The organism is Cryobacterium arcticum (assembly GCF_001679725.1).
In the GTDB taxonomy this organism is placed as follows: Bacteria; Actinomycetota; Actinomycetes; order Actinomycetales; family Microbacteriaceae; genus Cryobacterium; species Cryobacterium arcticum_A.
In genome coordinates, this window is the sequence record NZ_CP016282.1 from 2,082,746 (window position 1) to 2,108,822 (window position 26,077).

General features: G+C 68.9%; 24 protein-coding genes and 1 pseudogene. 2 read left to right on the forward strand and 23 right to left on the reverse strand.

The window, feature by feature from the left end:
- Nucleotides 1–39: 39 nt before the first annotated feature.
- The 10 genes from coaBC to pyrR form a co-directional block, all read right to left on the reverse strand.
- Nucleotides 40–1,290, reverse strand: a complete 1,251-nt coding sequence (gene coaBC, locus PA27867_RS09290; RefSeq protein ID WP_066595617.1) for a bifunctional phosphopantothenoylcysteine decarboxylase/phosphopantothenate--cysteine ligase CoaBC — start codon at nt 1,288–1,290, stop codon at nt 40–42.
- 29 nt (nt 1,291–1,319) lie between these two features.
- Nucleotides 1,320–1,577 (reverse strand): DNA-directed RNA polymerase subunit omega, encoded by a 258-nt coding sequence (rpoZ, locus tag PA27867_RS09295; RefSeq protein ID WP_066595628.1) that lies wholly within the window; start codon nt 1,575–1,577, stop codon nt 1,320–1,322.
- A 138-nt stretch (nt 1,578–1,715) separates the two neighbouring features.
- Entirely contained in the window at nt 1,716–2,636 is a 921-nt protein-coding gene (gmk, locus tag PA27867_RS09300) for a guanylate kinase (protein WP_066595631.1), read from the reverse strand.
- On the reverse strand, nt 2,629–3,537 hold the full coding sequence (gene pyrF, locus PA27867_RS09305) for an orotidine-5'-phosphate decarboxylase (RefSeq protein WP_084020920.1): 909 nt from the start codon (nt 3,535–3,537) through the stop codon (nt 2,629–2,631). Before pyrF ends, gmk begins: the two co-directional genes overlap by 8 nt.
- Entirely contained in the window at nt 3,534–6,821 is a 3,288-nt protein-coding gene (carB, locus tag PA27867_RS09310) for a carbamoyl-phosphate synthase large subunit (protein WP_066595633.1), read from the reverse strand. The genes pyrF and carB overlap by 4 nt, the downstream gene beginning before the upstream one ends.
- Nucleotides 6,821–7,987, reverse strand: coding sequence for a glutamine-hydrolyzing carbamoyl-phosphate synthase small subunit (gene carA / locus PA27867_RS09315; RefSeq protein WP_236900670.1), 1,167 nt, complete (start codon nt 7,985–7,987; stop codon nt 6,821–6,823). Before carA ends, carB begins: the two co-directional genes overlap by 1 nt.
- A 3-nt stretch (nt 7,988–7,990) precedes the next feature.
- Entirely contained in the window at nt 7,991–8,581 is a 591-nt protein-coding gene (locus PA27867_RS09320) for a hypothetical protein (protein ID WP_066595635.1), read from the reverse strand.
- Nucleotides 8,574–9,935, reverse strand: coding sequence for a dihydroorotase (locus PA27867_RS09325; protein WP_236900671.1), 1,362 nt, complete (start codon nt 9,933–9,935; stop codon nt 8,574–8,576). Before PA27867_RS09325 ends, PA27867_RS09320 begins: the two co-directional genes overlap by 8 nt.
- A complete protein-coding gene (locus PA27867_RS09330) occupies nt 9,936–10,886 on the reverse strand; it encodes an aspartate carbamoyltransferase catalytic subunit (RefSeq protein WP_066595638.1) in 951 nt (316 codons plus the stop codon).
- Entirely contained in the window at nt 10,883–11,494 is a 612-nt protein-coding gene (gene pyrR, locus PA27867_RS09335; protein ID WP_066595646.1) for a bifunctional pyr operon transcriptional regulator/uracil phosphoribosyltransferase PyrR, read from the reverse strand. The genes PA27867_RS09330 and pyrR overlap by 4 nt, the downstream gene beginning before the upstream one ends.
- A gap of 373 nt (nt 11,495–11,867) precedes the next feature.
- Here pyrR and PA27867_RS09340 point away from each other — a divergent pair, with 373 nt between their 5' ends.
- On the forward strand, nt 11,868–12,857 hold the full coding sequence (locus PA27867_RS09340) for a hypothetical protein (protein ID WP_157109167.1): 990 nt from the start codon (nt 11,868–11,870) through the stop codon (nt 12,855–12,857).
- 16 nt (nt 12,858–12,873) lie between these two features.
- Here PA27867_RS09340 and PA27867_RS09345 read toward each other — a convergent pair whose 3' ends face one another.
- The 6 genes from PA27867_RS09345 to PA27867_RS09370 form a co-directional block, all read right to left on the reverse strand.
- A complete protein-coding gene (locus tag PA27867_RS09345; protein ID WP_084020922.1) occupies nt 12,874–13,872 on the reverse strand; it encodes a DUF4190 domain-containing protein in 999 nt (332 codons plus the stop codon).
- Nucleotides 13,873–14,018: 146 nt separating this feature from the next.
- The gene (gene nusB / locus PA27867_RS09350; protein ID WP_066595658.1) at nt 14,019–14,438 is read right to left on the reverse strand and encodes a transcription antitermination factor NusB; all 420 of its coding nucleotides are present in this window, start codon (nt 14,436–14,438) and stop codon (nt 14,019–14,021) included.
- On the reverse strand, nt 14,438–14,998 hold the full coding sequence (gene efp / locus PA27867_RS09355; protein ID WP_066595661.1) for an elongation factor P: 561 nt from the start codon (nt 14,996–14,998) through the stop codon (nt 14,438–14,440). Before efp ends, nusB begins: the two co-directional genes overlap by 1 nt.
- Nucleotides 14,999–15,109: 111 nt before the next feature.
- On the reverse strand, nt 15,110–15,547 hold the full coding sequence (gene aroQ / locus PA27867_RS09360; protein ID WP_066595663.1) for a type II 3-dehydroquinate dehydratase: 438 nt from the start codon (nt 15,545–15,547) through the stop codon (nt 15,110–15,112).
- A gap of 43 nt (nt 15,548–15,590) precedes the next feature.
- Complete coding sequence (locus PA27867_RS09365) at nt 15,591–16,043, reverse strand: DUF779 domain-containing protein (RefSeq protein WP_066595669.1); 453 nt, start codon at nt 16,041–16,043, stop codon at nt 15,591–15,593.
- Between the two features lie 105 nt (nt 16,044–16,148).
- Entirely contained in the window at nt 16,149–17,672 is a 1,524-nt protein-coding gene (locus PA27867_RS09370; protein WP_066595672.1) for an aldehyde dehydrogenase family protein, read from the reverse strand.
- 170 nt (nt 17,673–17,842) lie between these two features.
- Between PA27867_RS09370 and PA27867_RS21385 the strand changes: the two are divergent.
- Nucleotides 17,843–18,516, forward strand: a pseudogene (locus PA27867_RS21385) (DUF6518 family protein).
- A gap of 9 nt (nt 18,517–18,525) precedes the next feature.
- On the opposite strand, the gene PA27867_RS09380 reads toward PA27867_RS21385, so the two are convergent.
- From PA27867_RS09380 to ruvX, 7 genes are all read right to left on the reverse strand, one after another.
- Entirely contained in the window at nt 18,526–19,875 is a 1,350-nt protein-coding gene (locus tag PA27867_RS09380) for a GAF domain-containing protein (RefSeq protein WP_236900672.1), read from the reverse strand.
- Nucleotides 19,876–20,037: 162 nt separating this feature from the next.
- Nucleotides 20,038–21,162: a 3-dehydroquinate synthase gene (gene aroB / locus PA27867_RS09385; protein ID WP_066595681.1), complete on the reverse strand. Its 1,125-nt coding sequence runs from the start codon at nt 21,160–21,162 to the stop codon at nt 20,038–20,040.
- The gene (locus tag PA27867_RS09390) at nt 21,155–21,766 is read right to left on the reverse strand and encodes a shikimate kinase (RefSeq protein ID WP_236900673.1); all 612 of its coding nucleotides are present in this window, start codon (nt 21,764–21,766) and stop codon (nt 21,155–21,157) included. The genes aroB and PA27867_RS09390 overlap by 8 nt, the downstream gene beginning before the upstream one ends.
- Nucleotides 21,767–21,857: 91 nt before the next feature.
- Entirely contained in the window at nt 21,858–23,066 is a 1,209-nt protein-coding gene (gene aroC / locus PA27867_RS09395) for a chorismate synthase (RefSeq protein ID WP_066595684.1), read from the reverse strand.
- Between the two features lie 5 nt (nt 23,067–23,071).
- Nucleotides 23,072–24,019 carry a shikimate dehydrogenase family protein gene (locus PA27867_RS09400; RefSeq protein ID WP_066595685.1) on the reverse strand — a complete coding sequence of 316 codons (948 nt, stop codon included), beginning with the start codon at nt 24,017–24,019 and terminating at the stop codon, nt 23,072–23,074.
- The gene (gene mltG, locus PA27867_RS09405) at nt 24,012–25,220 is read right to left on the reverse strand and encodes an endolytic transglycosylase MltG (RefSeq protein WP_236900674.1); all 1,209 of its coding nucleotides are present in this window, start codon (nt 25,218–25,220) and stop codon (nt 24,012–24,014) included. The genes PA27867_RS09400 and mltG overlap by 8 nt, the downstream gene beginning before the upstream one ends.
- Before the next feature lie 377 nt (nt 25,221–25,597).
- The gene (ruvX, locus tag PA27867_RS09410; RefSeq protein WP_208857246.1) at nt 25,598–26,074 is read right to left on the reverse strand and encodes a Holliday junction resolvase RuvX; all 477 of its coding nucleotides are present in this window, start codon (nt 26,072–26,074) and stop codon (nt 25,598–25,600) included.
- Nucleotides 26,075–26,077 lie beyond the last annotated feature (3 nt).

The following is a 26,077-nucleotide window of genomic DNA, read 5'->3' on the forward strand; positions in this document are numbered from 1 at the left end:
GGTTCTAAGAAAACAGGCCGTGACCTGCGGGTCGGCGGCTCAGACGCCGCGGGCCTGCAGGATGCTATCGAGGATACGGTGGGCCACCGACAACTTCGTCCCGGAGGCCTCCATCACTATATCTCCGGCGCCGTTGAGCACCTCGATAGCGTTACCCTCCGTGGCGAAACCCTCGGTCCAGCCCACCCGGTTGAGCACGAGCAGATCCGCGCCCTTCCGTTGGATCTTGCTGCGGCCGAGCTCCCGGCGCAGCGCGTCGTCAGGTTCGGTCTCGGCTGCGAACCCCACGATGACCTGGCCCGGACGGCGTTCGGCGACGAGGCCGGCGAGCACATCGGGGTTGCGCACGAGGTCCAGTGACAAACGCTCCCCCGTGGTGTCCTTCTTGATCTTGTCGGCCCGCACCTCGGCGGGCCGGTAGTCGGCCACGGCGGCGGCCATCACGATCAAGTCGGCGGAGGCGGCGGCCTCCTGCATCGTCCGCTGCAGGTCGAGGGTGCTGCTGACGGTGAGCACCCGGATGCCCTCGGGCACGACGACCTCGAGGTGGGCGGCGACCAGCGTGACGGTGGCACCGCGGGACTGGGCGGCCTGCGCCAGGGCGATGCCCTGGCGGCCGCTGGAGCGGTTGCCGAGGAACCGTACCGGGTCGAGCGGTTCGCGAGTGCCGCCGGCGCTGATCAGCACGCGGCGGCCGGCGAGGTCCTGCGCCGGGAGATCCACCGCCGACCCTGTGGACCGGGACGAGGTCCGGGCCTCGAGCGCGGCGAGGGCTGCGGCAACGATGGTGTCTGGTTCCTCCATCCGGCCGGGGCCGGAATCGGAGCCGGTGAGCCGGCCGGTGCCCGGACCGACGATGGTGACGCCGCGTTCCCGCAGGGTCTGCACGTTGGCTACGGTGGCGGGATTGTTCCACATCTCGGTGTGCATGGCCGGCGCGATCACGAGCGGGGCGGTGCTGGCCAGGATGGTGTTGCCGAGCAGGTCGTCGGCCAGGCCCAGCGCGATCTTGGCGATGCTGTGGGCCGTGGCCGGCGCGATCACGATGAGGTCGGCCGACTGTCCGATGGCCACGTGGCGCACCTCGGCGACCCCCTCGTAGAGGTCGGTGTGCACGGTGTTGCGAGAGATGGCCTCGAGGGTCGGCTTGCCGACGAAGCGCAGCGCCGCCTCGGTCGCGACGACGTGCACGTCGTCCCCGAGCAGCACAAAAGCGCGCACGACGTTGACGGCCTTATAGGCAGCGATGCCGCCGGTTATCCCGACGACGATCCTGCGACCAGTCGACATCCTGCGCGCTTATGAAGGGCTGCGTCGAGTTACTCGACGATGGGCTTCGAGGTGAGCTTGTCCTCGTTGATTTCGCGCAGTGCCACGGACAGCGGCTTGTCGTCAACGGTGGAGTCGACGAGCGGTCCGACGTTGTCGAACAGGCTGCCTTCGTGCAGGTCCGCGTAGTAGTCGTTGATCTGGCGGGCGCGCTTGGACGCGAAGATCACCAGTGCGTACTTGGAATCGACCTTGGTCAGCAGGTCGTCGATGGGCGGGTCAATGATGCCAGTGGGCTTGTTGGGCACGCTGTCACACTCCTTCATGCAGTTCAAGCAAAATGTACGGGCTGCGCGGTGTCACGCGGGATGTTCCGTGGCCGGAAATCCCTGCGTTCGCCACGATGATGCGCCGAGTCGACGCGGGAAATTCACGTGCAGTGGGCGCTACGACGGCGTCGCTGACGTGCGAATCTTCATCAAGTCTACGACTTCTTCGGCTGCTTCGGCCACGTCGGTGTTCACGACACGGTAATCGAACTCGCCCTGAGCGGCCAATTCAAGCTTCGCGGTCTCGAGCCGGCGGCTCTGTTCGGCCGAATCCTCGGTGCCCCGGCCGATCAGACGGCGCACCAGCTCGTCCCAGCTGGGCGGCAGCAGGAAGACCAGTCGGGCCTCCGGCATGGCCCGGCGCACGGCACGGGCGCCCTGGATGTCGATCTCCAGCAAAACGCTGTTGCCGTCCTTGATCGCCGCTTCGACGGGGCCGCGGGGGGTTCCGTACCGGTAGGCGTTGTGCACGGTCGCGTACTCGAGCAGCTCGCCGGCGGCGATCATGCGGTCGAATTCGGCATCCGACACGAAGAAGTAGCTCACGCCCTCCACCTCGCCCGCGCGGGGCGCACGGGTGGTGGCCGAGACAGAGAGGTGCACCTCGGGGCGGTGTTCGCGGATGTACGCGGCGACGGTTCCCTTGCCGACGGCAGTGGGGCCGGCGAGGACGATGAGGTGGGAGTCCGGGGCGCCGCGGCGGTTGGTGGGCCGGGCGGCGAGGAAGTCGCGGAGCCGGTCGCGCTGGTGCTTGCCGAGGCCGCCCAGGCGCTTGGACGGCGAGATCTCCAGCCGCGTCATGATGCGCTGCATCTTGGTCACCCCGATGGCCGGGATGCTCACGAGCAGCTCGGTGACGCGCAGTCGGCCCTCGACCCCGTTGGGGTCCTTGACGGCGGCGGCGAGCACGTCGAGCGCGGTGCGCTCACCGGCTGCGACCTGGGCCTTCACGAAAGCTCGGGCTCGTCGGGCGGCAACGGCGGCGCGGGAGGCCGCGACGCGATCGACGTCGGGTGGGGTAGGGCGATTGTCAGCCACGGGTCGCTCCAGCTTCGGTTACTCGGCGTGTTATCTCGTCGGCAACATGGTGTGGACCTGCCGATAACACGCTGCGCGATTCACTCACGATAACGCCTTGAGCGTATCCGCCAAACAAACTCGCCACATCGGCGGAATTCGCCCCCTGATGGCCGAAGCCCGGAGCGAGCACCGGAGTGGTGACGGCGGTGGACGGGGCGTGGATGTCGATGCCGAAATCGGCCAGGGCGACGGTGGCGCCGAGCACCACACCGACGGAGCCCATTCCCGCGTGGCCGGTCGCGGCCGAGTTGATGTCCTGCACCTGGTCGAGCACCGAGGCGGCCACGGTGCGTCCGGCCTGCGCTCCCCCGGCGAGCACCGCCTGCTGCAGGGCGGCGGCCTCCGGGTTGGAGGTCGCCGCGAGCAGGAAAAGTCCCTTGTTCGCATCCGCGGCCAGGGCGATGGTGCTCGCGAGCGACCCCACACCCATGTACGGGTTGAGGGTGATCGCGTCGGCCTCGAGCGGTGAGCCAGGGCTGAGCCAGGCCTGCCCGTAGGCCTCGACGCTGGTGCCCAGATCGCCGCGTTTGACATCGGCGATGACCAGCAGCCCGGCGGCGCGTGCGTCGCCGAGCACTCGTTCGAGGGCGAGGTAGCCGGCGGAGCCGAACCGCTCGTAGAACGCCACCTGTGGCTTGACAATGCCCACCAGGCCGGCGGATGCCTCAACGACCAGCCGGCCGAAGCGCTCGGCTCCGGCGGCGGTGTCGGGCAGGCCCCACTCGGTGAGCAACCAGGAGTGCGGGTCGATCCCGACGCAGAGCCTGCCGAACCGGCCGAACGCCCCGTTCAGGCGTTCGCCGAAGGAACCGGCGGATACGACCGGTTCGGTCTGGCTCACGGCGTCGGCTGGGGTCACAGGGCAGCCATCCGTTTCGTGTGGTACTCCTGCAGGCTGGTGACTTCGAAGCCCGTGCGGATGGAATCGATCGAGGCGACAGCGGCACTCAGCTCGGCGATCGTGGTGAACAGCGGCAGGTCGCCGGCCACGGCGGCCGCCCGGATCTCGTAGCCGTCGGCGCGTGCGGTGCGACCGTTGGGTGTGTTGATCACGATCTGCACCTCCTCGCGCCGGATCAGGTCGACGACGGTGTCCACGGACTCATCGGCCTTTTCGCTGAACTTTGCCACCACTGTGGCCCCGATTCCGTTTCGCTGCAAAACTTCGGCGGTTCCCTCGGTGGCCATGATCGTGTAGCCGAGCTGCGACAGGCGCAGCATCGGCAGGATCACGGCGCGCTTGTCGCGGTCGGAGACCGAGACGAAGACGGTGCCGGTGAGCGGGATTCCGCCGTACGCGGCGAGCTGGCTCTTGGCGAAGGCCCGCGGGAAGTCGCGGTCGATGCCCATGACCTCGCCCGTCGAACGCATCTCCGGGCCGAGCACGGAGTCGACGATCAGGCCTTCGCGGGTGCGGAACCGGTTGAACGGGAGCACGGCTTCCTTGACGGCGACGGGTGAGTCCATCGGCACCCGGGAACCGTCGATCAACGGCAGCTGGCCGCTGGCCTTGAGCTCGGCGATCGTGGTGCCCACCATGATGAGCGACGCGGCCTTGGCCAGCGTGATGCCGAGCGCCTTGGCGACGAACGGCACGGTGCGGGAGGCACGCGGGTTGGCCTCGAGCACGTAGAGCACACCGGCGCCGATGGCGAACTGCACGTTGAGCAGGCCGCGCACCCCGATGCCCTGGGCGATGGCCAGGGTCGCGTCGCGGACCCGGTCGATCTCGGCGCGGCCGAGGGTGACGGGCGGCAGGGTGCAGCTGGAGTCACCGGAGTGCACGCCGGCCTCTTCGATGTGCTCCATCACGCCGCCGATGTAGAGCTCGTGACCGTCGTAGATGGCGTCCACATCGATCTCGATGGCGTCGTCGAGGAAGCGGTCCACCAGCAGCGGGTGCGACGGGCCGATGATGCCCTGGCCCTGCATGCGGGTGAAGTAGTCGGCCAGGCTGGCGCTGTCGTAGATGATCTCCATGCCGCGGCCGCCGAGCACGTAGCTGGGGCGCACGAGCACCGGGTAGCCGATCTCCTCGGCCACCACGACGGCACCCGAGTAGTCGGTGGCGGTGCCGTTGCGGGGAGCGAGCAGGCCCGCGTCGGCGAGGATGCCGCTGAACAGGCCGCGCTCCTCCGCCAGGTCGATCGCGGTCGGCGAGGTGCCCAGGATCGGGATGCCCTCGGCCTCGAGGCCCTTGGCCAGGCCCAGCGCGGTCTGGCCGCCGAGCTGCACGACGACGCCCACGAGCTCGCCGCTCTGGCTCTCGGCGTGGATGATCTCCAGCACGTCCTCCAGGGTGAGCGGCTCGAAGTAGAGCCTGTCGCTGGTGTCGTAGTCGGTCGAGACCGTCTCCGGGTTGCAGTTGATCATGATTGTCTCGTAGCCGGCCTCGGAGAGGGCGAAGGACGCGTGCACGCAGGAGTAGTCGAATTCGACGCCCTGGCCGATGCGGTTCGGTCCGGATCCGAGGATGACCACCTTGCGGCGGTCGCTCGGGATCACCTCGGTCTCCTGGTCGTAGCTCGAGTAGTGGTACGGGGTGAGGGCGGGGAATTCGCCCGCGCAGGTGTCCACGGTCTTGAAGACCGGGCGCACCCCGAGGATGTGCCGGACCTTGCGCACATCCGCTTCGCCGAAACCGCGGAGTTCGCCGATCTGAGCGTCGGAGAAACCGTGGTCCTTGGCGGTGCGCAGGATCTCGGTGTCGAGGGTGTCCGAGGAGGCGACGGCGTCGGCGATCTCGTTGATGAGCACGATCTGGTCGAGGAACCACGGGTCGATCTTGGTGGCTTCGAAGAGCTGCTCGATGGTGGCGCCCTTGCGGAGCGCCTGCTGCACGGTGACGATGCGCCCGTCGGTGGGCACCTCGGCGATCTCGAGGAGCTCCTCGACCGAGCGGTTCTCCACGCCCCAGTGGAACGAGGAGCCGCGCTTCTCGAGCGAGCGGAGCGCCTTCTGCAGGGCGGAGGCGTAGTTGCGGCCGATGGCCATGGCCTCGCCGACCGACTTCATGGTGGTGGTCAGGCGCGGGTCCGCCTTGGGGAACTTCTCGAACGCGAACCGGGGCACCTTGACGACGACGTAGTCGAGCGTGGGCTCGAAGCTGGCCGGGGTGACGCCGGTGATGTCGTTGGGGATCTCGTCGAGCCGGTAGCCGAGGGCCAGCTTCGCGGCGATCTTGGCGATCGGGAAGCCGGTGGCCTTGCTGGCCAGGGCGGACGAGCGGGAGACCCGCGGGTTCATCTCGATGACGATGATGCGGCCGTTGGCCGGGTCGATGGCGAACTGGATGTTGCAGCCACCGGTGTCGACGCCGACGGCGCGGATGATGTCGATGCCGATGTCGCGCAGCTTCTGGTACTCGCGGTCGGTGAGGGTGAGCGCGGGGGCGACGGTGATCGAGTCGCCGGTGTGCACGCCGACGGGGTCGACGTTCTCGATCGAGCAGACGACCACCGTGTTGTCGGCGGTGTCGCGCATCATCTCGAGCTCGTATTCCTTCCAGCCCAGGATGGACTCCTCGAGGAGCACCTCGGTGGTCGGGCTTTGGTGCAGGCCGTCGCCGACGATGCGGCGGAGCTCCTCCTCGGTGTACGCGAAGCCGGAGCCGAGGCCGCCCATGGTGAAGGACGGGCGCACCACAAGCGGGTAGCCGAGGTCTTCGGCGAAGCCGACGGCCTCTTCCACGGTGTGGGCGATGTAGGACTTGGCCACATCCGCGCCGGCGTCGAGGACCAGCTGCTTGAAGATCTGGCGGTCCTCACCCTTCTGGATGGCCTCGAACTTGGCGCCGATCAGTTCGACGTTGTACTTCTCCAGGATGCCGCGCTCGTGCAGGGCGATGGCCGCGTTGAGGGCGGTCTGGCCGCCCAGTGTCGGCAGGATCGCATCCGGGCGTTCCTTGGCGATGATGGTCTCGAGGATCTCCGGGGTGATCGGCTCGATGTACGTCGCGTCGGCGAAGTCGGGGTCGGTCATGATGGTTGCGGGGTTGGAGTTGACCAGGATGACGCGGACGCCTTCCTCGCGCAGGACCCGGCAGGCCTGGGTGCCCGAGTAGTCGAACTCGCAGGCCTGACCGATGACGATCGGGCCGCTTCCGATGACGAGGACGCTGTTGATATCGTCGCGCTTGGGCATTACTTGGCGTCTCCTGCTCCGGCCGCCGCGTGCGCGACAACCACATCCCTGAACCTGTCGAAAAGATAGTTGGCGTCGTGCGGGCCGGCCGCGGACTCCGGGTGGTACTGCACCGAGAATGCCGGGATGTCCAGGCACCGGATGCCCTCGACGACCTGGTCGTTGAGGCTGTAATGGCTCACTTCCACCCGGCCGAAGCCGGTGCGGGACTCGCTGATGCCCTCGATGGGCATGTCCACGGCGAAACCGTGGTTCTGCGAGGTGATCTCCACCCGGCCGGTGGCCTTGTCGAGCACCGGCTGGTTGATGCCGCGGTGGCCGAAGGGCAGCTTGTAGGTGCTGAAGCCGAGGGCCCGGCCGAGCAGCTGGTTGCCGAAGCAGATGCCGAAGTACGGCACCCCGGCGCGCAGCACCTCCTGCAGGAGCGTGACGTGGGCGTCGCTGGCGGCGGGGTCGCCGGGTCCGTTCGAGAAGAACAGGGCGGACGGGTTGAGCGAGAGAACGTGCTCGGCGGTGACCGACTGGGGCAGCACGAACACCTCGAAGCCTTGAGCGGCGAGGTAGTTGAGGGTGGAGGTCTTCACGCCGAGGTCGAGCACGGCGACGGAGCCGATGCGCTCGCCCTGCGCGGGCAGGGAGTAGGGCTCGACGGTGGAGACCTCGTCGGAGAGGTTGCGGCCGCGCATGCTCGCGCCGCCGCGGACGAGTTCGAGCTGTTCGCCCTCGGAGATGTCGTAGCGGTCGCCCGAGAAGATGCCGCTGCGCATGGCGCCGAGCGACCTGATGTGCCGGGTGATCGCGCGGGTGTCGATGCCGCTGATGCCCACGACGCCGTTCGACTCGAGGTCGGTGTCGAGGCTGCGCTGGGACCGGAAGTTGGAGGGCGTGCGGGCGGGCTCGCGCACCACGAAGCCGGAGACCCAGATTCTGGATGATTCCATGTCTTCGTCGTTCGCACCGGTGTTGCCGATGTGCGGGGCCGTCATGAGGACGATCTGGCCGGCGTAGGACGGGTCGGTGAGGGTCTCCTGGTAACCGGTCATGCCGGTGGCGAAGACGATCTCACCGAGGGTCTGGCCACGGCTGCCGTAGGCGCGTCCCACGTAGCGGCTGCCGTCTTCGAGGACGAGCACGGCCGGGGCCGGTGTGTTTGTTGGGTAGCTCACGGGCTACACCTCACTTTCTTCGGTGCCGAATGCTGTACTGCCGGGGGTGCCAGTGGCACGCCCGGTGAGAGTGGTGATGGCCTCGCTGATCGCTGTGCGATCGGCGGGGTCGCTGAAACGGAAGTAGCTGTCGACGCTCGCGGGGGCGTCAGGGTCTGCGGTGCCGGCCGGACCGTCCTGGCCGTCCGTCCGGTTCAACCGCCAGCCGAGCAGCAGCAGCCCGCCGGGTTCGACGGCGCGGTCGATGGCCCAGGTGGCATGGGTGACGAGCTCGACGGCATCCGCGGGGATGAAGAGTGCCGCAGAGCCCGCGAGCTCGAGGAGCACACCCTGTTCGGTGACGGACACTCCCCCGCGCGCGCGGAAGCCGAGCCCGGGGATGTTGAGGCGCTCAAGCGGTTGGTCCCTGGGCGTCGTGGCCACATAGAGGGCCGCGGCCGAGGCGAGTTCGTGGCTGCCGGTGGCCGGCTGCGGGTAGCCGGCGGGCAGAGCGGCATCCCGGCGGCTGCGGCGGCGCCAGGAGCGCAGCATCAGCAGCAGCACGACGACCAGGACCAGCGCGGTGATGAGCGTCGCGACGGTGCGGCTACTCATGCGCGCTCCGTGCTGCGGTGCCCCGTGCGGAGAGGACCTCGGCCGGGCTGCGGAGCACACCGTCCAGGACGGTGGCGTAACCGTTGTGGAAGGTCGCCATGACCTGTCCGGGCAGGGTCATCTCGAGGTAGGGCGAGTTGATGCCCTTGCCCACGAGGTTCTCGCGACCGAAGACCCGGCGGGCGTTCGGGTCGTACAGGGTGATCTCGGCGGCGGAGCCGACCGTGAGCTGACCGGTGTGACCCGAGATGCGGCCGATGCGCGCCGGCGTGGTGGAGAACACCCGCACCAGGTCGGCCCAGTTCAGGTAGCCGGACTCGACCACGGAGGCGTGGGCCACGGAGAGGGCGGATTCGAGGCCGACCATCCCGTTGGCGGCGGCATCCCATTCGCAGTCCTTGGACTCGGTGGGGTGGGGTGCGTGGTCGGTGGCGATGATGTCGATGGTGCCGTCGGCCAGGCCCTGGCGCAGCGCGTCCACGTCTTCCCGGCGGCGGAGCGGCGGGTTGACCTTGTACCGGGCGTCGTAACCGGCGACCAGTTCCTCGGTGAGCAGCAGGTGGTGCGGGGTGACCTCGGCGGTGACGTTGATGCCCCGGGCCTTGGCCCAGCGCACCACGTCGACGGCGCCGGCCGTGGAGACGTGGCAGACGTGCAGCCGCGAGCCGACGTGTTCGGCCAGCAGCACGTCGCGGGCGATGATCGATTCCTCGGCCACGGCCGGCCAGCCCGTGAGTCCGAGCTCGCCGGACAGGGCGCCCTCGTTCATCTGGGCGCCGACGGTGAGGCGCGGTTCTTGGGAGTGCTGGGCGACGACGCCGTCGAAGGCCTTGACGTACTCGAGGGCCCTGCGCATGAGCAGGGGGTCGGAGACGCAGAAGCCGTCGTCGGAGAAGACGCGCACCTGGGCGCGGCTGGCGGCCATGGCGCCGAGTTCGGCGAGTCGTTCACCGGCCAGACCCACGGTGACGGCTCCGATGGGCTGCACGGTGACGTAGCCGGCCCGCTCGCCGAGCGCGAGGACCTGCTCGACGACGCCGGCGGTGTCCTGCACCGGCGAGGTGTTGGCCATGGCGAACACCGTCGTGAAGCCGCCGATGGCCGCCGCGTGGCTTCCGGTGAGCACGGTTTCGCTCTGCTCGTAACCGGGTTCACGGAGGTGGGTGTGCAGGTCGACCAGGCCGGGGAGGGCGATCAGGCCGTCGGCGTCGATCACGGTCGCACCGACATCCGAGAGTCCCAGGCCGGTTTCGGTGATGACACCGTCGGCCAGCAGCAGGTCGGTGCTGGTTCCGTCGCTGAGCTGGGCTCCGCGCAGGAGGTAACGTTCGCTGGACATTCGTTCGCTCGACATTCAGTGATCCTCTCGGTCGCCCGATAACAGCAAGTACAACGCCGCCATGCGCACGGAGACCCCGTTTGCGACCTGTTCGCGCACGGTGGACCGTTCAGAGTCTGCCGCGGCGGAGGAGATCTCCAGGCCGCGGTTCATCGGTCCGGGGTGCATGACAATGCTATGCGACGACAGCCGGGCGAAGCGCTCGTCGTCCAGGCCCCAGCGGCGGGAGTATTCGCGGCTGTTCGGGAAGAACGCGGCGTTCATCCGTTCGGCCTGGATGCGCAGCATCATCACGACATCGGGGCCGGCGTCGATGGCGGCGTCCAGGTCGTAGCCGATGGTGGCGGGCCAGGCGGATGTGTCGGCCGGCACCAGCGTGGGCGGGGCGACGAAGGTGACCTGGGCGCCCAGGGTGTCGAGCAGCCACAGGTTGGAGCGGGCGACACGGGAGTGCAGGATGTCGCCGACGATGGTGACGGTGACGCCGTCGAGGCCACGGCCGCGGGACGCACTGCCGTGCAGGCGACGGCGGATGGTGAAGGCGTCGAGCAGCGCCTGGGTGGGGTGCTCGTGGGTGCCGTCGCCCGCGTTGATGATGCCGGCGTCGATCCAGCCGCTGCCGGCCAGCACCTGCGGGGCGCCGGAGGCGGGGTGGCGGATGACGACGCCGTCGGCGCCCATCGCGGCCAGGGTCTGCGCGGTGTCCTTGAGGCTTTCGCCTTTGGAGACGCTGGAGCCCTTGGCGCTGAAGTTGATCACGTCGGCGCTGAGACGCTTGGCGGCGGCCTCGAACGAGATACGGGTGCGGGTGGAGTCCTCGAAGAACAGGTTCACCACCGTCTTGCCGCGCAGGGTCGGGAGCTTTTTCACCTCGCGGTTGGCCACATCCGCCATGTCTTCGGCGATGTCGAGCAGGCCGACGGCCTCGTCGCGGCTCAGGGCCTTGGTGGAGAGCAGGTGCTTCACTGGGTGCCCCCGTCGGTTGCTGCGCGGGTGTCGGTGCTGTCGCTGTCGCCGTGGCTACCGTCGCCGTCGTCGCTGCCGCCGTCGATGCTCACGAACTCGTCACCGTCGATCTCGGTGACGTGCACGTTGATGCGTTCGTGGCTGGCGCTGGGCAGGTTCTTGCCCACGAAGTCGGCGCGGATCGGAAGTTCGCGGTGGCCGCGGTCGACGAGCACCGCGAGGCGCACCACACTGGGCCGGCCGTGGTCGCCGAGGGCGTCGAGTGCGGCGCGGATGGTGCGGCCGGAGTAGAGCACGTCGTCGACGAGCACCACAGTGGCGCCGTCGATGCTGCCGGGAACCTGCGTGGGCGAGGGCGTGCGGGTGCGGGTGTGGGCGAGGTCGTCGCGGTACATCGTCACGTCGAGCGAACCGACCCGCACGGCGGCCGAGGTGGGCTCGATGCGCTGGATGATTTCGGCGATGCGCCGGGCCAGGGCGACTCCCCTGGTGGGGATGCCCAGAATGACCAGGTTCTCCGCTCCTCGATTGGACTCCAGGATCTCGTGAGAGATCCGAGTCAACGCACGGGTGATGTCAGCCTGGGTGAGCACAGTGCGCTCCGTCAAACCAACCTCCTTTCCCGTCTCACAGGACGGCTCTTAAAGTAGGTCTTAGTACCCTACGACCCTAGCATCCCGCCACACTGCCCCCGCTTCCGCCCGACCCGCGCTTCCTGAGGAGACCTCGTGACGTGCCTCGAGATCCGCTAACCGGGTCTCGACAGGCTCGACCGACGAGGCGGGAACCTTCCGCAGGACGAGTCACCGGGTCTCGACGACCCGACCGACGAGCAGGTCGACCGACGAGAGCGGCCACTTCGCCCGGGCCGGCCCGAGGGCACCTCGCGCGATGGCGGCTGCCCGATTACGCTGCTGGGCGAACGCCTCCCGCTCCGATGAGGGCGACAGAGGGGCGAGGGCGACAGAGGAAGGTGATGTCGTGGATCCGGACCCAGAGCGAGCCAATCCAGGCAGCGCTCCAGGCGAACCCGCGGGAACCCACCGGCAGAACCGGCGGGAGCCCACCGAGACGGCCGCGACCGGGCAGACCGAGCCCCGCCGGCCATCCGCCGTCGAGTCGGAAGTGAGCGCGCCCGCGGGGCCCATCAGTTTTGTGCGGCGTCGGGAGATCGAGGCGATCCACCGGGAGATCGAGGTCGATTCCGGCGACCTCGACCGCACCCTGACCGGAGTGAAACAGTATCGACAGGCCCTCTTCGACCACTACTTCCGTCCCCGGGCCCCGTTCGTCGTGTCCTGGCCGGAAGACCTCTACATTCCCGCGGCGGCCGACTATCGCTCCTATTGGAGCTCTCCGCCACCCGACGACCACCGCTATCGGTACCGCTGGGCGAACGGTCGGGACGGCGCGCCCGACGGCAGTGACGCATCCGAGAAGACCGGCCAGCTCTTCAGCTGGGTCAACGCCTCGCCGATGGACGTCGGCTATATCGGCTTCGCCGGCACCGGGGTGACGCTCGTTCCGCGGGCGAGCCTGTCGTCGGTCACCGCCACGGCTGCGGTCGAGTTGGTGGCGGAAAGCCGGTGGTGGTTCCTTCCGGCCGGACCGATCGGTTACGCGGCCTTCTCCTACCGGGGCACGGCCTATATCGGCGGGTGGGAGATCGATCCGGTGACGGGCGCCTGGGACCTGCTCAGCCCGTTCGGGTCACGCACCCTCTTCGCTTTCGACGAAAGCGGGCGGGGCGGGTCCCCGATCAGCTCACAGCGCCACGCGTTCACCGACCTCAGCACCACGCTGCAGTTGCGGGGTGGGCACACCTACGCCATCGGCGTGGCGCTGGAGGCGCAGATCTCGTTCGAATGCCGGGATCGATCCGGTGCCGCGTACGTGCGTCAGGCCGGCGATGACGTGAAGCTGTGGGCATCCATCGCGGGCTTTGTGCCCAGCATCACCCTGGACACCTGATGTCCGACCGGCCTGGTCAGGACGTGACGCCGAGAACGAAGTCGGCGAACGCCTGCGGGTCGTCGATGGCTCCCAGGTACTGACGCCCGTCGACGAGGGCGGTCGGCGTGCCCTGCAGCGAGGGAAGGTCGGACCCGGGGATCGGGCCGTTCAGGGCGTTGTCGGTGTTCTGCTGCGACCAGGCCAGGTAGCGCCCGCTCGTGACGCAATCGCTGATTGAGTCCGCGCCCACGGACAGGGCGATCAGCTCGTCGTCGGTGAGCCCGGTGGTTCCCTCGATGGGCTGGTCGCCGAACAGGGCGGTGAGGTAGTCCAGCGTCGAATCCGGGTTGGTCGCGGCCACACACGTGAGAGCGGCTGACGCCCGCGACGAGTACTCGCTGCCCGCGGATGCCTGGTCGAGGAAGGTGAGAGCGTGCAGGCGCAGCGTGATGGCGCCGTTGTCCACGAGAGCGGCGAGGGTGGCTCCGTTCGCGGCGTCGAACTGGCCGCAGTAGGGGCACATCGGGTCGATGTAGAGGTCCACCACGGTGTTGCCGGTACCCACCAGGAGGTAGCCGTCATCGAGGTAGGCGGCACCGACCTGTCCGGCGACGATGCTCGACGAGGAGCCGTTGTTCCCGTTGATCCCGCCGAGGACCCCGAACAGCGTGCTGAAGGCTGCGGCGAAGGTCAGGGCCAGGACCAGGATCAGGGTCGTGATCCCGATTCCGATGTAGCCGAGGACCAGGCCGGCGATGGCCAGATTGCGGCCCGCCTCGCCCGTGCGCTTCACCTGCGCCAGGGCGATGTGCCCGGTGATCACGGCAGCGAGAGAGCAGCAGAACCCGGTGACCAGCGAGACGATGGCGAGGGTGTTGGTGCGGGGCGGGATGGCCGGCACGTGGGGGGCACCGGGGTAGGTCACCGGTTGGTTGGCGCCGCCGGTGTACCCGGCTCCGGTACCTGTCTGGGCAGTGCGCTCAACCCCAGTCGGTTCAACGCCAATCTGTTCAGGATCAGTGTGCTCGGTCATGGTCTCCCCCTCGTATGTCCGGACCGGCCGCGATGGCGGCCGGTCCGGCAGTGCGCTTCACGTGACCTGCCGTCACCCACCCGGCATCCACGACGCCCGGTACGGGCGATCGAGAATTCTAAACGGACGGCTCTAAACGGACGGCTCTAAACGGACGGAGCCGTCTGGGCGATCCGGCCGAGCAGTCCGTTGACGAACCCGGCGGAGTCATCCGTCGAGAGCACCTTGGCAGCCTCGACGGCTTCGTCGATCGCGACGGCGTGCGGCACGGCGTCGTTGTACAGGATCTCCCAGATGCCGATACGCAGGATGGCCCGGTCGATCGTGGGCATCCGCGAGAGCGTCCAGCCCTGCGAATACGTCTCGATCAGTTCGTCGATCTCGTCGCGGTGGTCGACCACGCCGTCCACGATGTCCCGGGCGTACAGCCACGACGCCATGCGGGCGGGTTCGCTCGCGGCACGTTCGGCTTCCATCGCCAGCGACTGCTGAATCGTCGACTGGCGGATGTCCGCGGCGTACAGGATGTCGATCGCGCGCTTGCGCGCTTTGGTTCGGGCGCTCACTAGTTGACGCGGCCGAGGTAGTCACCGGTGCGGGTGTCGACCTTGACCTTGGTGCCCTGCTCGAGGAACAGCGGCACCTGGATCTGGTAACCGGTTTCGACGGTGGCAGGCTTGGTGCCGCCGGTGGAGCGGTCGCCCTGCAGGCCCGGCTCGGTGTAGGTGATCTCGAGGGTCACGGAAGCAGGCAGCTCGACGTAGAGCGGGTTGCCGTCGTGCAGCGCGACAGTCACGGCCTGGTTCTCCAGCATGAAGTTGGCGGCGTCGCCGACCACGGTGGAGGAGACGGTGAGCTGGTCGTAGTCCGCGACGTCCATGAAGACGTAGGAGTCGCCATCCGCGTAGAGGTACTGGAAGTCGCGGCGGTCGACGTTCTCGGTCTCGATTTTCGCGCCGGCGTTGAAGGTACGGTCGACCGTCTTGCCGGTGACGACGTTCTTCAGCTTGGTGCGCACGAAGGCGCCACCCTTGCCGGGCTTGACGTGCTGGAACTCGATGACGGCCCACAGCTGCTTGTCGATGTTGAGGACGACGCCATTTCGAATGTCGGCGGTAGATGCCATGAAGAGGTGTTCCGTTCGATTCAATTGGGAAGGTGCATGGCCAAAGGCCTCAGACGAGTGTAGCCGACACGCCGGGAATGGCCGATTCGAAACCGGCCGGTGGCTTCAGGCTCAGCCGAGCCGGACGATGTAGTCCACGGCCAGACGGTAGGAATCGAAGCCGAAGCCGGCGATGACACCGGTGGCCACGGCGCTGACCACGCTCGTGTGCCGGAAGGTTTCGCGGGCGTGCGGGTTGGAGATGTGCACCTCGACGAGCGGGATCCCCGCCTTGGTGACCAGGGCCGCGGCGTCGCGCAGCGCGTAGCTGTAGTGCGTGAACGCGGCGGGGTTCAGCACCACGGGGGTGCCGGTGTCCACGGCCTCGTAGAGCCAGTGGATGAGTTCGGCCTCGTCGTCGGTCTGCCGGAGGTCCACGGTGACGTCGTCAGGGGTGGCCGCGGTGAGCAGCGCACGCAGGTCGTCGAGGTTGGCGGATCCGTAGACATCCGGTTCACGGCTGCCGAGGCGGCCGAGGTTGGGACCGTTCAGGACGAGGACTGTGCGCATGCACCCAGCCTAGGCCCGGCGTGCGGCCCGGCCTGTTGCAGGGTCAATCGGCGAAGGACTCCATCAGCTCCGAACGGATGATGAAACGCACCCCGCGCGGAGCCTCGGCCGAGAATCCCCCGCCGCGACCGGGCACGGTGTCGATCAGCAGAGCGGTGTGGCTCCAGTACTCGAACTGTTCGGCCGAGATCCAGAAGTCGATGACCTGCTCGGGGTCACCGGCCGGTGCGATGTCCAACCGGCCGAGCAGGACGTCCTGATCTGAGGTGATGAACTCCCCCGCCGGGAAGCACATGGGTGAGCTCCCGTCGCAACATCCGCCGGACTGGTGGAACATGAGCGGTCCGTGCTCCTCCCAGAGGCTGCGCAGCAGGTCGACCGTGGCCTGGGTGAGCGCCACCCGTGACCGGGTCTCCCCCGGGATGGTGATGGTGGCGTCGACGGCGCTGGCGGGCGTGGTCGGCGCATCGGGTTCGGGCGTGATGAGGTCGGTCATCAGGGGTCCCTCCGGAGGTGGTGTGTGCTGCGGGTGGGTGTGCGGGTGGTGGTGCCGACCGGGATGGCCTTCGGGTGGCCGTCCCGGCCGGCACCGGGGTACGGCTTAGAAGAAGCCCAGGGCGTCTTCGGAGTAGGACACGAGCAGGTTCTTCGTCTGCTGGTAGTGCCCCAGGGCGAGCTTGTTGTTCTCTCGGCCGATACCGGAGCTCTTGTATCCGCCGAAAGCGGCTCCAGCCGGGTAGTTGTGGTAGTTGTTCACCCAGACCCGGCCGGCATGCAGGTCGCGGCCGGCCCGGTAGGCGATGTTCCCGTTGCGCGACCACACGCCGGCACCGAGACCGTACAGGGTGTCGTTGGCGATGGAGATGGCGTCGTCGTAGTCCTCGAAGCTGGTCACGGCCACGACCGGGCCGAAGATCTCCTCCTGGAAGATGCGCATCTTGTTCTGGCCCTCGAAGATCGTCGGCTGCACGTAGTAGCCGCCGGCCAGGTCACCGCCCAGATCGAGCTGTTCGCCACCGAGCAGCAGCTTGGCGCCCTCCTTCTTGCCGATGTCGATGTAGGAGAGGATCTTCTCGAGCTGGTCGTTGCTGGCCTGCGCTCCCACCTGCGTGTCGGTGTCCAGCGGGTTGCCCTGGATCGCGAGCTTGGTGCGCTCGATGGCGCCGCCGAGGAAGCTGTCGTAGATGGGCTTGTGCAGGAGGGCCCGGCTCGGGCAGGTGCACACCTCGCCCTGGTTGAAGGCGAACAGCACGAAGCCCTCCTGGGCCTTGTCGTAGTAGCTGTCGTCCTTCTGGGCCACGTCGTCGAAGAAGATGTTCGCGCTCTTGCCACCCAGCTCCACGGTGGAGGGGATGATGTTGGCGCTGGCGTACTGCAGGATCAGCCGGCCCGTGGTGGTCTCCCCGGTGAACGCGATCTTGCGGATACGGTTCGACGACGCCAGCGGCTTGCCGGCCTCGATGCCGAAGCCGTTGACGATGTTCAGCACGCCGGGCGGCAGGATGTCGCCGATCAGCTCGATGAGCACCAGGATCGACGCGGGGGTCTGCTCGGCGGGCTTGAGCACCACCGCGTTGCCGGCGGCGAGGGCCGGGGCCAGCTTCCACACTGCCATCAGGATCGGGAAGTTCCACGGGATGATCTGCCCGACCACGCCGAGCGGCTCGTGGAACTGATACGAGACGGTGTCGTTGTCGAGTTCGGCGTGGTCGCCGTCCTGTGCGCGGATGGCGGCGGCGAAGTAACGGAAGTGGTCCGCAGCCAGCGGCAGGTCGGCGTTCAGCGGCTCCCGGATGGGCTTGCCGTTGTCCCAGCTCTCGGCCACGGCCAGCAGTTCGAGATTCTTGTCGATGACATCCGCCATCTTGTTGAGCACTGCGGCCCGCTGGGTGGCCGTCGTCTTGCCCCAGGCCGGAGCGGCCTTGTGCGCCGCGTCGAGGGCGAGGTCGATGTCCTCGTGCGTGCTGCGGGCGACTTCGGTGAAGGGCTTGCCGTTGACCGGGGAGATGTCTTCGAAATACTGGCCCCTGACCGGCGGCACCCATTCGCCTCCGATCCAGTTCTCGTAGCGGGACTTGAAGGTGACTTTGGCGCCCGGCGTGCCGGGGGCGGCGTAAACGGTCATTTCGCTCCTTGTTCGACGACTCTGTCGATGGCTGTCCGCGTCTGCGCGGACCGTGCTGTGAGCCTAGGGACGTGAGGGTTGCGAAACGTTGCGGAAGTCACCCGGCCGGCCCAACCCCGTCATCCGCAGGGAGGACGACACCCGAGGATGCCCCGTCTAACGTCGGGAGAATGGTCACCCTCGAAGCCTCCCGCACCGTCACAGCGGACAGACGAGAGCCCGGCTGGTGGTACCGCGAGAGCCTCAGGTCATCGCTGTACGCCATCCTGATCGCGGTGATCGGCGGTGCACTGATCGGCGGTCTGACCAGTTTCGGCCAGGGGCACCTCCCGGAGTGGGTGAATTCCCTGAGCAACTCGGTGGGCGGCTGGACGATGTTCTGCTTCCTGATCGTCTGGCTGGGTAGTGCCCGCGCGGTCTTCGCCGCGGTTCTGGGCGTGCTCGTGTTCCAGCTGCTGGTCGAGTCCTACAGTGTTGTGAGCGAGTGGCGCGGCTTCGACGACGGTGATCCGTTCACGTCGGTGTGGACCGTGGCCGGTCTGGCGGCGGTCCGCTCCTCGGTGCCACCGCCGGCCTGGTTCGCCATGCTCCACCGCTCTGGCGGGCCCTCGCGGTCACTCCGCTCTGCGCAGTCCTCCTGGGCGAGGGCCTCTGGGCGCTCACCACCGTCGCCGACACCACCAGCCCGGTGTACTGGTCGCTGGAGATCGTGCTGTCGGTGGTCTTCCTGCTGGCGGCGGTCCTCCGCTGCCGCCTCGAGCCGCGGGTGATCCCGGTGGTGGTGTGCGTATGGCTGGTGGGAACCCTGGCCTACATCGGCGTGATCGTCGGCATCCTGAGCTGACAGCGCAGCTCACCGCACGGAAGCGGTTCCGACCTCCTGCTCGATACGGACGAGCCGGGCGAGCACCGCGGCCCGTTGCGGTGACCGGGCCGGCAGCAGCTCCCGGCACGCACGCCAGACCTCGCTGTCCCAGGCCGCCTCGTCTGTCGCTGCATAGTCGAGCAGCACCTCCACGGATGCGTCACTGAGCAGGGTCTCCCTCAGCCGGCGAGTCACCTCGGTGCGGATTTCCACGACGCCAGGGGCCACCGAGCCCGGGAGCACCGGCCCTCGGTACGCGGCCAGGGCCATCCGGTGCGCGCCGCGCCGCAGCAGCGCCAGAAGGCGCCCGGCATCCGTGTCGATGTCGGTCTCGAGCCGGTACGGGCGTGACCCGATGCGCAGCCGCGGATGGTCGACGGCCAGGACCCTGCGCAACCGCACCAGTTCCGCGCGCAGGTTCTCCACCGCGTGCGGCTGGTCCTCGCTCAGGGCCGCTGCGAGGCGTTCGGCGGACAGACCCTGCCGGTGCCAGGCGAGCAGCAGGAGTATTTCGGCATGGCGCGGGCTGAGCGGGGCGCTGCCGGAGTGGCCGCGCAGGCTGCCGTTCTCGGTGCCGAGCACGCTGAGCAGCATCCCCGGTGCGGTGAAACCGGACGGCCGAGGGGCCGGCCGTCGAGGCGCGCTGAGGCTCTGGATGCGCAGCTCGGCTTCGAGCGCCGCCACCGCCGCCTCCACCAGGGGCAATGTCTGCGGGGCCACCGCCTGGTCTCCCCCGGTGATATCGATGACCCCGAGCACGGCCCCGGTGACCGGGTCGTGAATGGGAACGGCCGTGCAACTGAACTGGTGGGCAAGCTGGCTGAAATGCTCGGCGCGCTGGATCTGGATGCCGTGATCGAGCTTCAACGCCGTGCCAGGGGCGCTCGTGCCCACCCGGGCCTCCGACCAGTCGGCACCCACCACGAAGCGCATCTCCTCGGCGCTCGTGCGAACCGCGCTGTCGCCGTCGATCCAGAGCAGCCGCCCCGCCTCGTCCGCGACGGCCACGATCAAACCGAACTCGGTGGCATGTCGCACGAGCAGGGTGTTGATCACCGGCAGCACGCCGGCCAGAGGGTTTCGGGCCCGTAAGCGGGCCACCTCGTCGCTGCTCAGCGTCGGGTCCGCCTGGGCGGTGAGCGGGTCGAGCCTCAGCGAGATGGAGCGCTGCCAGGACTCCCGCACGAGCGCGCGCATTCCCCCCTGCATGGCGTCCGCGCCGAGGTTGCTTCGGTCACCGATGGTGGCCTCGTGCAGGCGCTCCTGCGCGGCGAACGAGCGCAGAGTCGACGCGCGCACGGTTGAAACGGCAGGCGTCACGGTCCACGGGCTGCTCACAACACCTCCGATCAACGCTGGTCGTAGGCGACCTGCGCCAGCGGCCGGTCGGGTGCTTCATTCTAGGCACAGTCTGCGAGAAAGCGTGGAGCTCGGCACGCGGGCCTGTGCTCGACGATCAGCGGCTGCGGAACGAGATCTGCTGGTCGGTGTTCGACCGGCTTAGGACCCGATCTCCTGGTACGCGGCGAACAGGAGGGACGCATCGGGCGCTTCGAGAACCGTGGGCTTGCCGATGTCGTCGAGCACGATGAAACGCAGCATGCCGCTGCGGGTCTTCTTATCGCGCTGCATGGTCGCCAGCAGCGTAGGCCAGCGGCCCACCGGGTAGCTGATCGGCAACGTGAGCGATTCCAGGATGCGGCGGTGCCGGTCGACGGCCTCGTCCGAGAGCCGACCGCTGAGACGGGCGAGTTCGGCGGCGAACATCATGCCAACGGCCACGGCGGCCCCGTGGCGCCAGCCGTAGCGTTCGGCGTGCTCGACGGCGTGGCCGAGCGTGTGCCCGTAATTGAGGATCTCGCGCAGGCCCGCCTCCTTGAAGTCGGCGCCCACCACGCGAGCCTTCATGGCGATCGCCAGCTCGAGCACCCGGCGGAACTGCGGGGTGGTCGGGTCGGTCACCGCGGCGACGTCGGCTTCGACGATGTCGAGGATCTCGGGGACCTGGATGAAGCCCGCCTTGACGATCTCGGCGAAGCCCGCCAGGATCTCGTTGCGGGGCAGGTCGGCCAGGATGTCCAGGTCGCAGACCACGGCAGCCGGGGCGTAGAAGGTTCCGACAAGGTTCTTGCCCTCGGCGGTGTTGATGCCGTTCTTGCCGCCAACTGCCGCGTCGACCATCCCGAGCACGCTGGTGGGGATCTGCACGAGTTTCACGCCGCGCAGCCAGGTGGCGGCGACGAACCCGGCCAGATCCGTCACCGCGCCGCCGCCGAAGCCGATCACGGCATCCGTGCGGGTGAAGTCGGCCTGCCCCATCACCTGCCAGCAGAACGCGGCCACCTCCACGCGTTTGGCGGGCTCGGCGTCGGGCACCTCGGCGATGAGGACCTCATAGCGGTCGAGCAGGCTCTCACGCAGCGCCACCGCACGGGCGCCCAGGTGCGAGGTGTGCACGATGAGCACCTTCTTGACGGTGTCACCCAGCTGCTCGGCGACGTCGGCAACGATGCCGCGCCCGATGTAGACGGGGTAGCTGTCCACCCCGCTCACGGTGATGGTCGTGGTGGACCCGTTCTCGGTGCCGGATTCGGCAGTGGGGTCTTCGGGATGCAGGTCAGTCATGGTGTCGTCGTACCCATTTCACGATGTCGTCGGCGATGGCGTCGACCGGTCTGGTCGACGTGTCGAAGTGGATGCTGGCCAGCGCGTCGTAGAGCGGGCGCCGCTCGTCGTAGATGCGCTGCCAGGCGTCGGGGCCGGCCGCAAGCAGCGGCCGTTTGGCGTTCCTGGTGCGCGAGCGCACGGCCTCGGCTGTGGTGCTCAGCGACACCACCGTGGTGCCGCGGAGGCGTTCCCTGGTGGCGGGGTCGAGCACGGCTCCCCCGCCGAGCGACACCACGGCGCGCCCGCGCCCGAGGGCGTCGGCCACCGCGTCGCGCTCGAGCGCCCGGAAGTGCGGCTCGCCGTGCCTGGCGAAGATCTCGGTGATCGGCCCGTGCGCGGCAACGATGGTCTTGTCAGTGTCGATGAACGGCACGCGGAGCAGTCGGGCGACCCGGCGGCCGATCTTGGACTTGCCCGACGCCATCGGCCCGATGAAGACGAGCGGAAACAGGGGGGCGTCCGAATCCCGCTCCGGCTCCCGCACGGGAGAGGCGGCGCCGTGCTGGGCACCGTCCTCGGACGAACTGCCGGCGGGCAGCCTCGTCCGCGCCGTTTGAGGCACCTCTGCCGGCTCATTCCGAACCGGCTCCCTCCGAACCGCTGCCGGCCATCCCTCCGGCGGCCGGGAGGCCTCCGGGCTCAGGAACAGCACGCTAGACGGTCGCGTCGCTGGACGCCCCGGTGCGCAGATTGGCCGGGATGCTGGCCAGGTAGGAGTCCAGGTTGCGCTTGGTCTCGGTGAGCGAGTCGCCACCGAACTTCTCCAGCACCGAATTGGCGAGCACGAGCGCGACCATGGCTTCGGCGACGACGCCGGCCGCCGGAACGGCACAGACATCGGACCGCTGGTGGTGTGCGGGTGCGGCCTCGCTGGTCGTGACGTCGACCGTGCGCAGGGCGCGGGGAATCGTCGCGATGGGCTTCATCCCGGCCCGCACACGCAGGACCGTTCCCGTGCTCATGCCGCCCTCGGTGCCGCCGGCCTTGTCGCTGGCGCGCACGATCTCGTCGTCCACCTGCACGAGCTCATCGTGGGCCTCTGAGCCGCGACGGGTGGTGGTGAGGAAGCCGTCGCCCACCTCGACGCCCTTGATCGCCTGGATGCCCATCAGGGCGGCGGCGAGCTGGGAGTCCAGCCGCCGGTCCCAGTGCACGAACGAACCGAGCCCGGGCGGGAGGTTGTACGCGAGCACCTCGACGATGCCGCCGAGGGTGTCGCCGTCCTTGTGGGCGGCATCCACCTCGGCCACCATCAGTGCGCTGGTGGCGGGGTCGAAGCAGCGCAGCGGGTCGGCGTCGAGGGTGTCGACATCGCTCGGATGCGGCAGTGGCGAGCCCTCTGGCACGCGCACGGGCCCGATCGACAGGGTGTGGCTGACCAGCTCGATGCCGAGACCGGCCAGGAAGGCGCGGGCGACGGCGCCGAGCGCGACGCGGGCGGCGGTTTCGCGGGCGCTCGCGCGCTCCAAGACCGGCCGGGCCTCGTCGAAGTCGTATTTCTGCATGCCGACGAGGTCGGCGTGGCCGGGGCGCGGGCGCACCAGGGGCGCGCCGCGGCCGCGGGTGAGCAGGGCGGGGTCAACGGGCTCTGGGCTCATCACGTCGGCCCACTTGGGCCATTCGGTGTTGCCGATCCGCAGGGCCACAGGGCCGCCGAGGGTGAGTCCGTGGCGCACGCCGCCGGAAATGTTCAGTTCGTCCTGCTCGAACTTCATGCGGGCACCCCGGCCGTAGCCGAGTTTGCGGCGCGCAAGGTCGAGGCGGATCTCATCTAGTGTGACCGGGATCCCAGCGGGCAAACCCTCGACAATGGCGAGGAGTTCGGGGCCGTGGGACTCTCCGGCGGTGAGCCAACGAAGCATGGGTACTATCCTTCCACAGCCGGGGCTGGCGAAGCGGCGGCCAGGGCCGCGCGCATGGCGCTCAGCACGCTGTCTTCGTCGGGGAGCGGCTGGAACGGGTCGTTTGCCACGAAGATGCGCACCTGGATCAGGGCCTGGTGCAGCAGCATGGCCAGTCCGGAGTACGCCGTTCCGCCGGCCGCCGCCCAGGAGGAGGCCAGGGCGCTCGGCCAGGGGGCGTAGCCCACGTCGAACAACGGGGTGCCCGCCCGCAGGCGCGAGGGGAATTCGGTGGGCAGCGCCGTTCCGCCGGGCAGGGTGCTGATCACGAGGTCGCTCTCCCGGTCGGCCGCGTCGACGGCGTCGAGGCCGGTGACCGTCACGACGAGTCCGAGTCCACGACCCAGGGTCTCCAGGGTTTCGGCCTTGCCCGGGGTACGGGCGATCACGTCCACGAATTCGGCGCCGAGCTCGGCGGCGGCGACCAGAGCGGATGCCGCGGTGGCGCCGGCTCCGAGCAGGGTGACCCGGTTGGCCCGGTCGACTCCGGCCTCGGCCAGGGCACGCACGAGGCCGGGCACATCCGTGTTGTACCCGGACAGGGTGCGGCCCTGCCCGGGCGTGTCACTGAAACGAACGGTGTTGACCGCTCCGGTCAGGGCGGCGACCCGGTCGAGGTCGCTGAGGCGGTGCTGGATCTCGTGCTTGAGCGGCATCGTGAGGGACAGGCCCAGCCAGTCCGGGCCGAGGCCGTCCAGGAATGTGTCGAGCTCGCGCGCACCGACCTCGGCGGCACCGACCTCCAAAGCACCGACCTCAATCGCGGTGTACTCCCAGTCCAGCCCGAGAGCCCGGTAGGCCGCCTGGTGCAGGGCCGGCGAGAGCGAATGACCGATCGGCGAGCCGAGCACGGCCAGCCGGCGCCGGCCGCTCGGCCTCGTCGTGTCAGGGTCGGTTCCGCTCTGATCAGCCATATTCGGGGTGTTCATCCATCCAGGCCAGCCACTTGGCGACGCCGGCGTCGTGCTCTTCCACGGTGGTGGAGAAGATGGTCTCGCCGGTGTCCAGGTTCCACGTCACGAAGAATAGCCAGGTTCCGTCCGCGGGGTGCAGGGCCGCATCGATGGCGAGGTCGCCGGGGTTGCTGATCGGCCCGACCGGCGGGCCCGGGTGCACGTAGGTGTTGTACGCGTTGTTGGCGTCGGCGCGTTCGGCATCCGTCGTGGTGACCAGGTGGGTGTTCCCGGTGCCGTAGGCCACGGTGGCGTCGGACTGCAGCAGCCCGCTCTCCCACTGGGCCGGGTCGAGACGGTTGTAGAACACCCGCGACACCTTGAAGTAGTCGTCCTTCAGGCCCGCCTCACGCTGGATCAGCGACGCCATCACGATGGTCTTCCACCGGTCGGCCGGCGCGACACCGGCCGTATCGAGGGCCTGGAACTGGCGGTCGACGAGCGTCTTGATCGCATCATGAGCGGTCGTTCCCGGCTGGAACGTGTACGTGGCGGGGAAGAGGAATCCCTCCAGGCTCGTGGCCTCGGCGGGGAGTCCGAACCCGGACAGGTCGGCCGCGGCCGCCTGCAGGTCGGCCAGAGGAATATCGGTGCCCTCGGACATCGAGGTGAGCACATCAACTGCCGCTGTGCCCTCGGGGATGACCACAGTGAGCTCCTGACGGGACTCCGGGTCCTGCAGGGCCGTGAGTGCGGCCTGGGCGCTCATCTGCGACGCGAGCTGGTAGGCGCCGGGCTGGAAGACCGGGTCTGTCGCCTGGGCGAGGAGAAGGTTGTAGAAGGCGTCGTAGCTCTTGACGACGTCCTGGTCCACCAGGGTGTTGGCGATATCGGAGCCGGTGTCGCCGTCGTGGATCATGACGAGCACTTCACCGGAACCCGATCCCTCGTAGTCCTCCGGGCCCTGCGTCGCCGCGATCAGCTGGCTGATGGGCCCCTGCAGGGCGAAGGCGGCCGCGCCCATCAGGGCGAGGAGCACGACGAGGACGATCAGGCAGCCCCAGGCACCCTTGCGCCGGGGCTTCTTCTCGGCGGGAAGGCCGGACAGCTGTGCCCGGCGGTTCGCGCGGCTCTCGCGCCCGGTCCGCCCGGCGGCCGGGTCTGCGGGAGGAGCCGTGCTAGGCCCCGCCGCGGCAGTGCCGGATGCAGGGGTGGGGGGCATGTCAGCAGCGCCGGCCGGGACGCCGAAGCCGAGACCGGCGAACGGGTTGTTCTCCGCCGCCCACGCGGCGGATGAGGTGTCGGCAGGCGCTGGGTCTGCAGGAGCTGGGTCTTCAGGCGCCTGCGCGACGGGCGCTGGGTCTGCAGGCGCTGAGTCTGCAGGCGCTGAGTCTGCAGGCGCTGGGTCTGCAGGCGCCTGCGCGCCGGCCGCTGAAGCGGCATCCGCGCCGTCAGACATACCGGGCTGAGCCTCTCGGGCCGCCTGCGCGTCCCGGGCCGCCTGAGCCTCACGCAGTGCGCGCCTGCTGGTCGGCGGGCGGTCGCCCTGGGCGCCCGACAGATTGCTGTCGGGTGATTCCGGCGGACTAACTGCCACGATTACGGCCTTCCGGTGGTGTCGACAGGCGCGCCGGCTGGTTTGCCCGAGGCCCGTTCCGTATCAAGAGCGTGCTGCAAAATGATAGTCGCGGCGACCTGATCGACGACTGGACGCTGGGTGCGGGTGCTGCGGCCGCTCGTGCGGAGCGCGGCCTGGGCGGACACCGTGGACAGTCGCTCGTCGACGAGGCGCACGGGGACCGTCAGCGCCCCGGCCAGCGCAGCGGCAAAGGCGACGGCGTCCTCGGTGGAGGCGGTGTGACGCCCGGACAGCCCCAGCGGCAGCCCCACGATGACTTCGACGGCGTCCAGCTCGGTCACGATCGCGGTGAGGCGAGCGAGGTCGTCCGGCGCTGCCGTGCCGCGTTGCCGCGGCACGGTCTCGACGGGGGTGGCGAGCATGCCGTGGAAGTCGCTGCGGGCAACGCCGATCCGCACGGTTCCGACATCGACTCCCACCCGCACACCCGTTCGCATGGC

Bases quoted from the DNA above. Each gene is read 5' to 3' on its own strand.
- coaBC (WP_066595617.1), bottom strand. From the start codon at position 1,290: ATGTCGACTGGTCGCAGGATCGTCGTCGGGATAACCGGCGGCATCGCT.
- carB (WP_066595633.1), bottom strand. From the start codon at position 6,821: ATGCCCAAGCGCGACGATATCAACAGCGTCCTCGTCATCGGAAGCGGC.
- PA27867_RS09320 (WP_066595635.1), bottom strand. From the start codon at position 8,581: ATGAGTAGCCGCACCGTCGCGACGCTCATCACCGCGCTGGTCCTGGTC.
- PA27867_RS09325 (WP_236900671.1), bottom strand. From the start codon at position 9,935: ATGTCGAGCGAACGAATGTCCAGCGAACGTTACCTCCTGCGCGGAGCC.
- PA27867_RS09345 (WP_084020922.1), bottom strand. From the start codon at position 13,872: ATGACCGAGCACACTGATCCTGAACAGATTGGCGTTGAACCGACTGGG.
- efp (WP_066595661.1), bottom strand. From the start codon at position 14,998: ATGGCATCTACCGCCGACATTCGAAATGGCGTCGTCCTCAACATCGAC.
- aroQ (WP_066595663.1), bottom strand. From the start codon at position 15,547: ATGCGCACAGTCCTCGTCCTGAACGGTCCCAACCTCGGCCGCCTCGGC.
- PA27867_RS09365 (WP_066595669.1), bottom strand. From the start codon at position 16,043: ATGACCGACCTCATCACGCCCGAACCCGATGCGCCGACCACGCCCGCC.
- PA27867_RS09370 (WP_066595672.1), bottom strand. From the start codon at position 17,672: ATGACCGTTTACGCCGCCCCCGGCACGCCGGGCGCCAAAGTCACCTTC.
- aroB (WP_066595681.1), bottom strand. From the start codon at position 21,162: ATGACTGACCTGCATCCCGAAGACCCCACTGCCGAATCCGGCACCGAG.
- aroC (WP_066595684.1), bottom strand. From the start codon at position 23,066: ATGCTTCGTTGGCTCACCGCCGGAGAGTCCCACGGCCCCGAACTCCTC.
- PA27867_RS09400 (WP_066595685.1), bottom strand. From the start codon at position 24,019: ATGGCTGATCAGAGCGGAACCGACCCTGACACGACGAGGCCGAGCGGC.
- mltG (WP_236900674.1), bottom strand. From the start codon at position 25,220: ATGCCCCCCACCCCTGCATCCGGCACTGCCGCGGCGGGGCCTAGCACG.
- ruvX (WP_208857246.1), bottom strand. From the start codon at position 26,074: ATGCGAACGGGTGTGCGGGTGGGAGTCGATGTCGGAACCGTGCGGATC.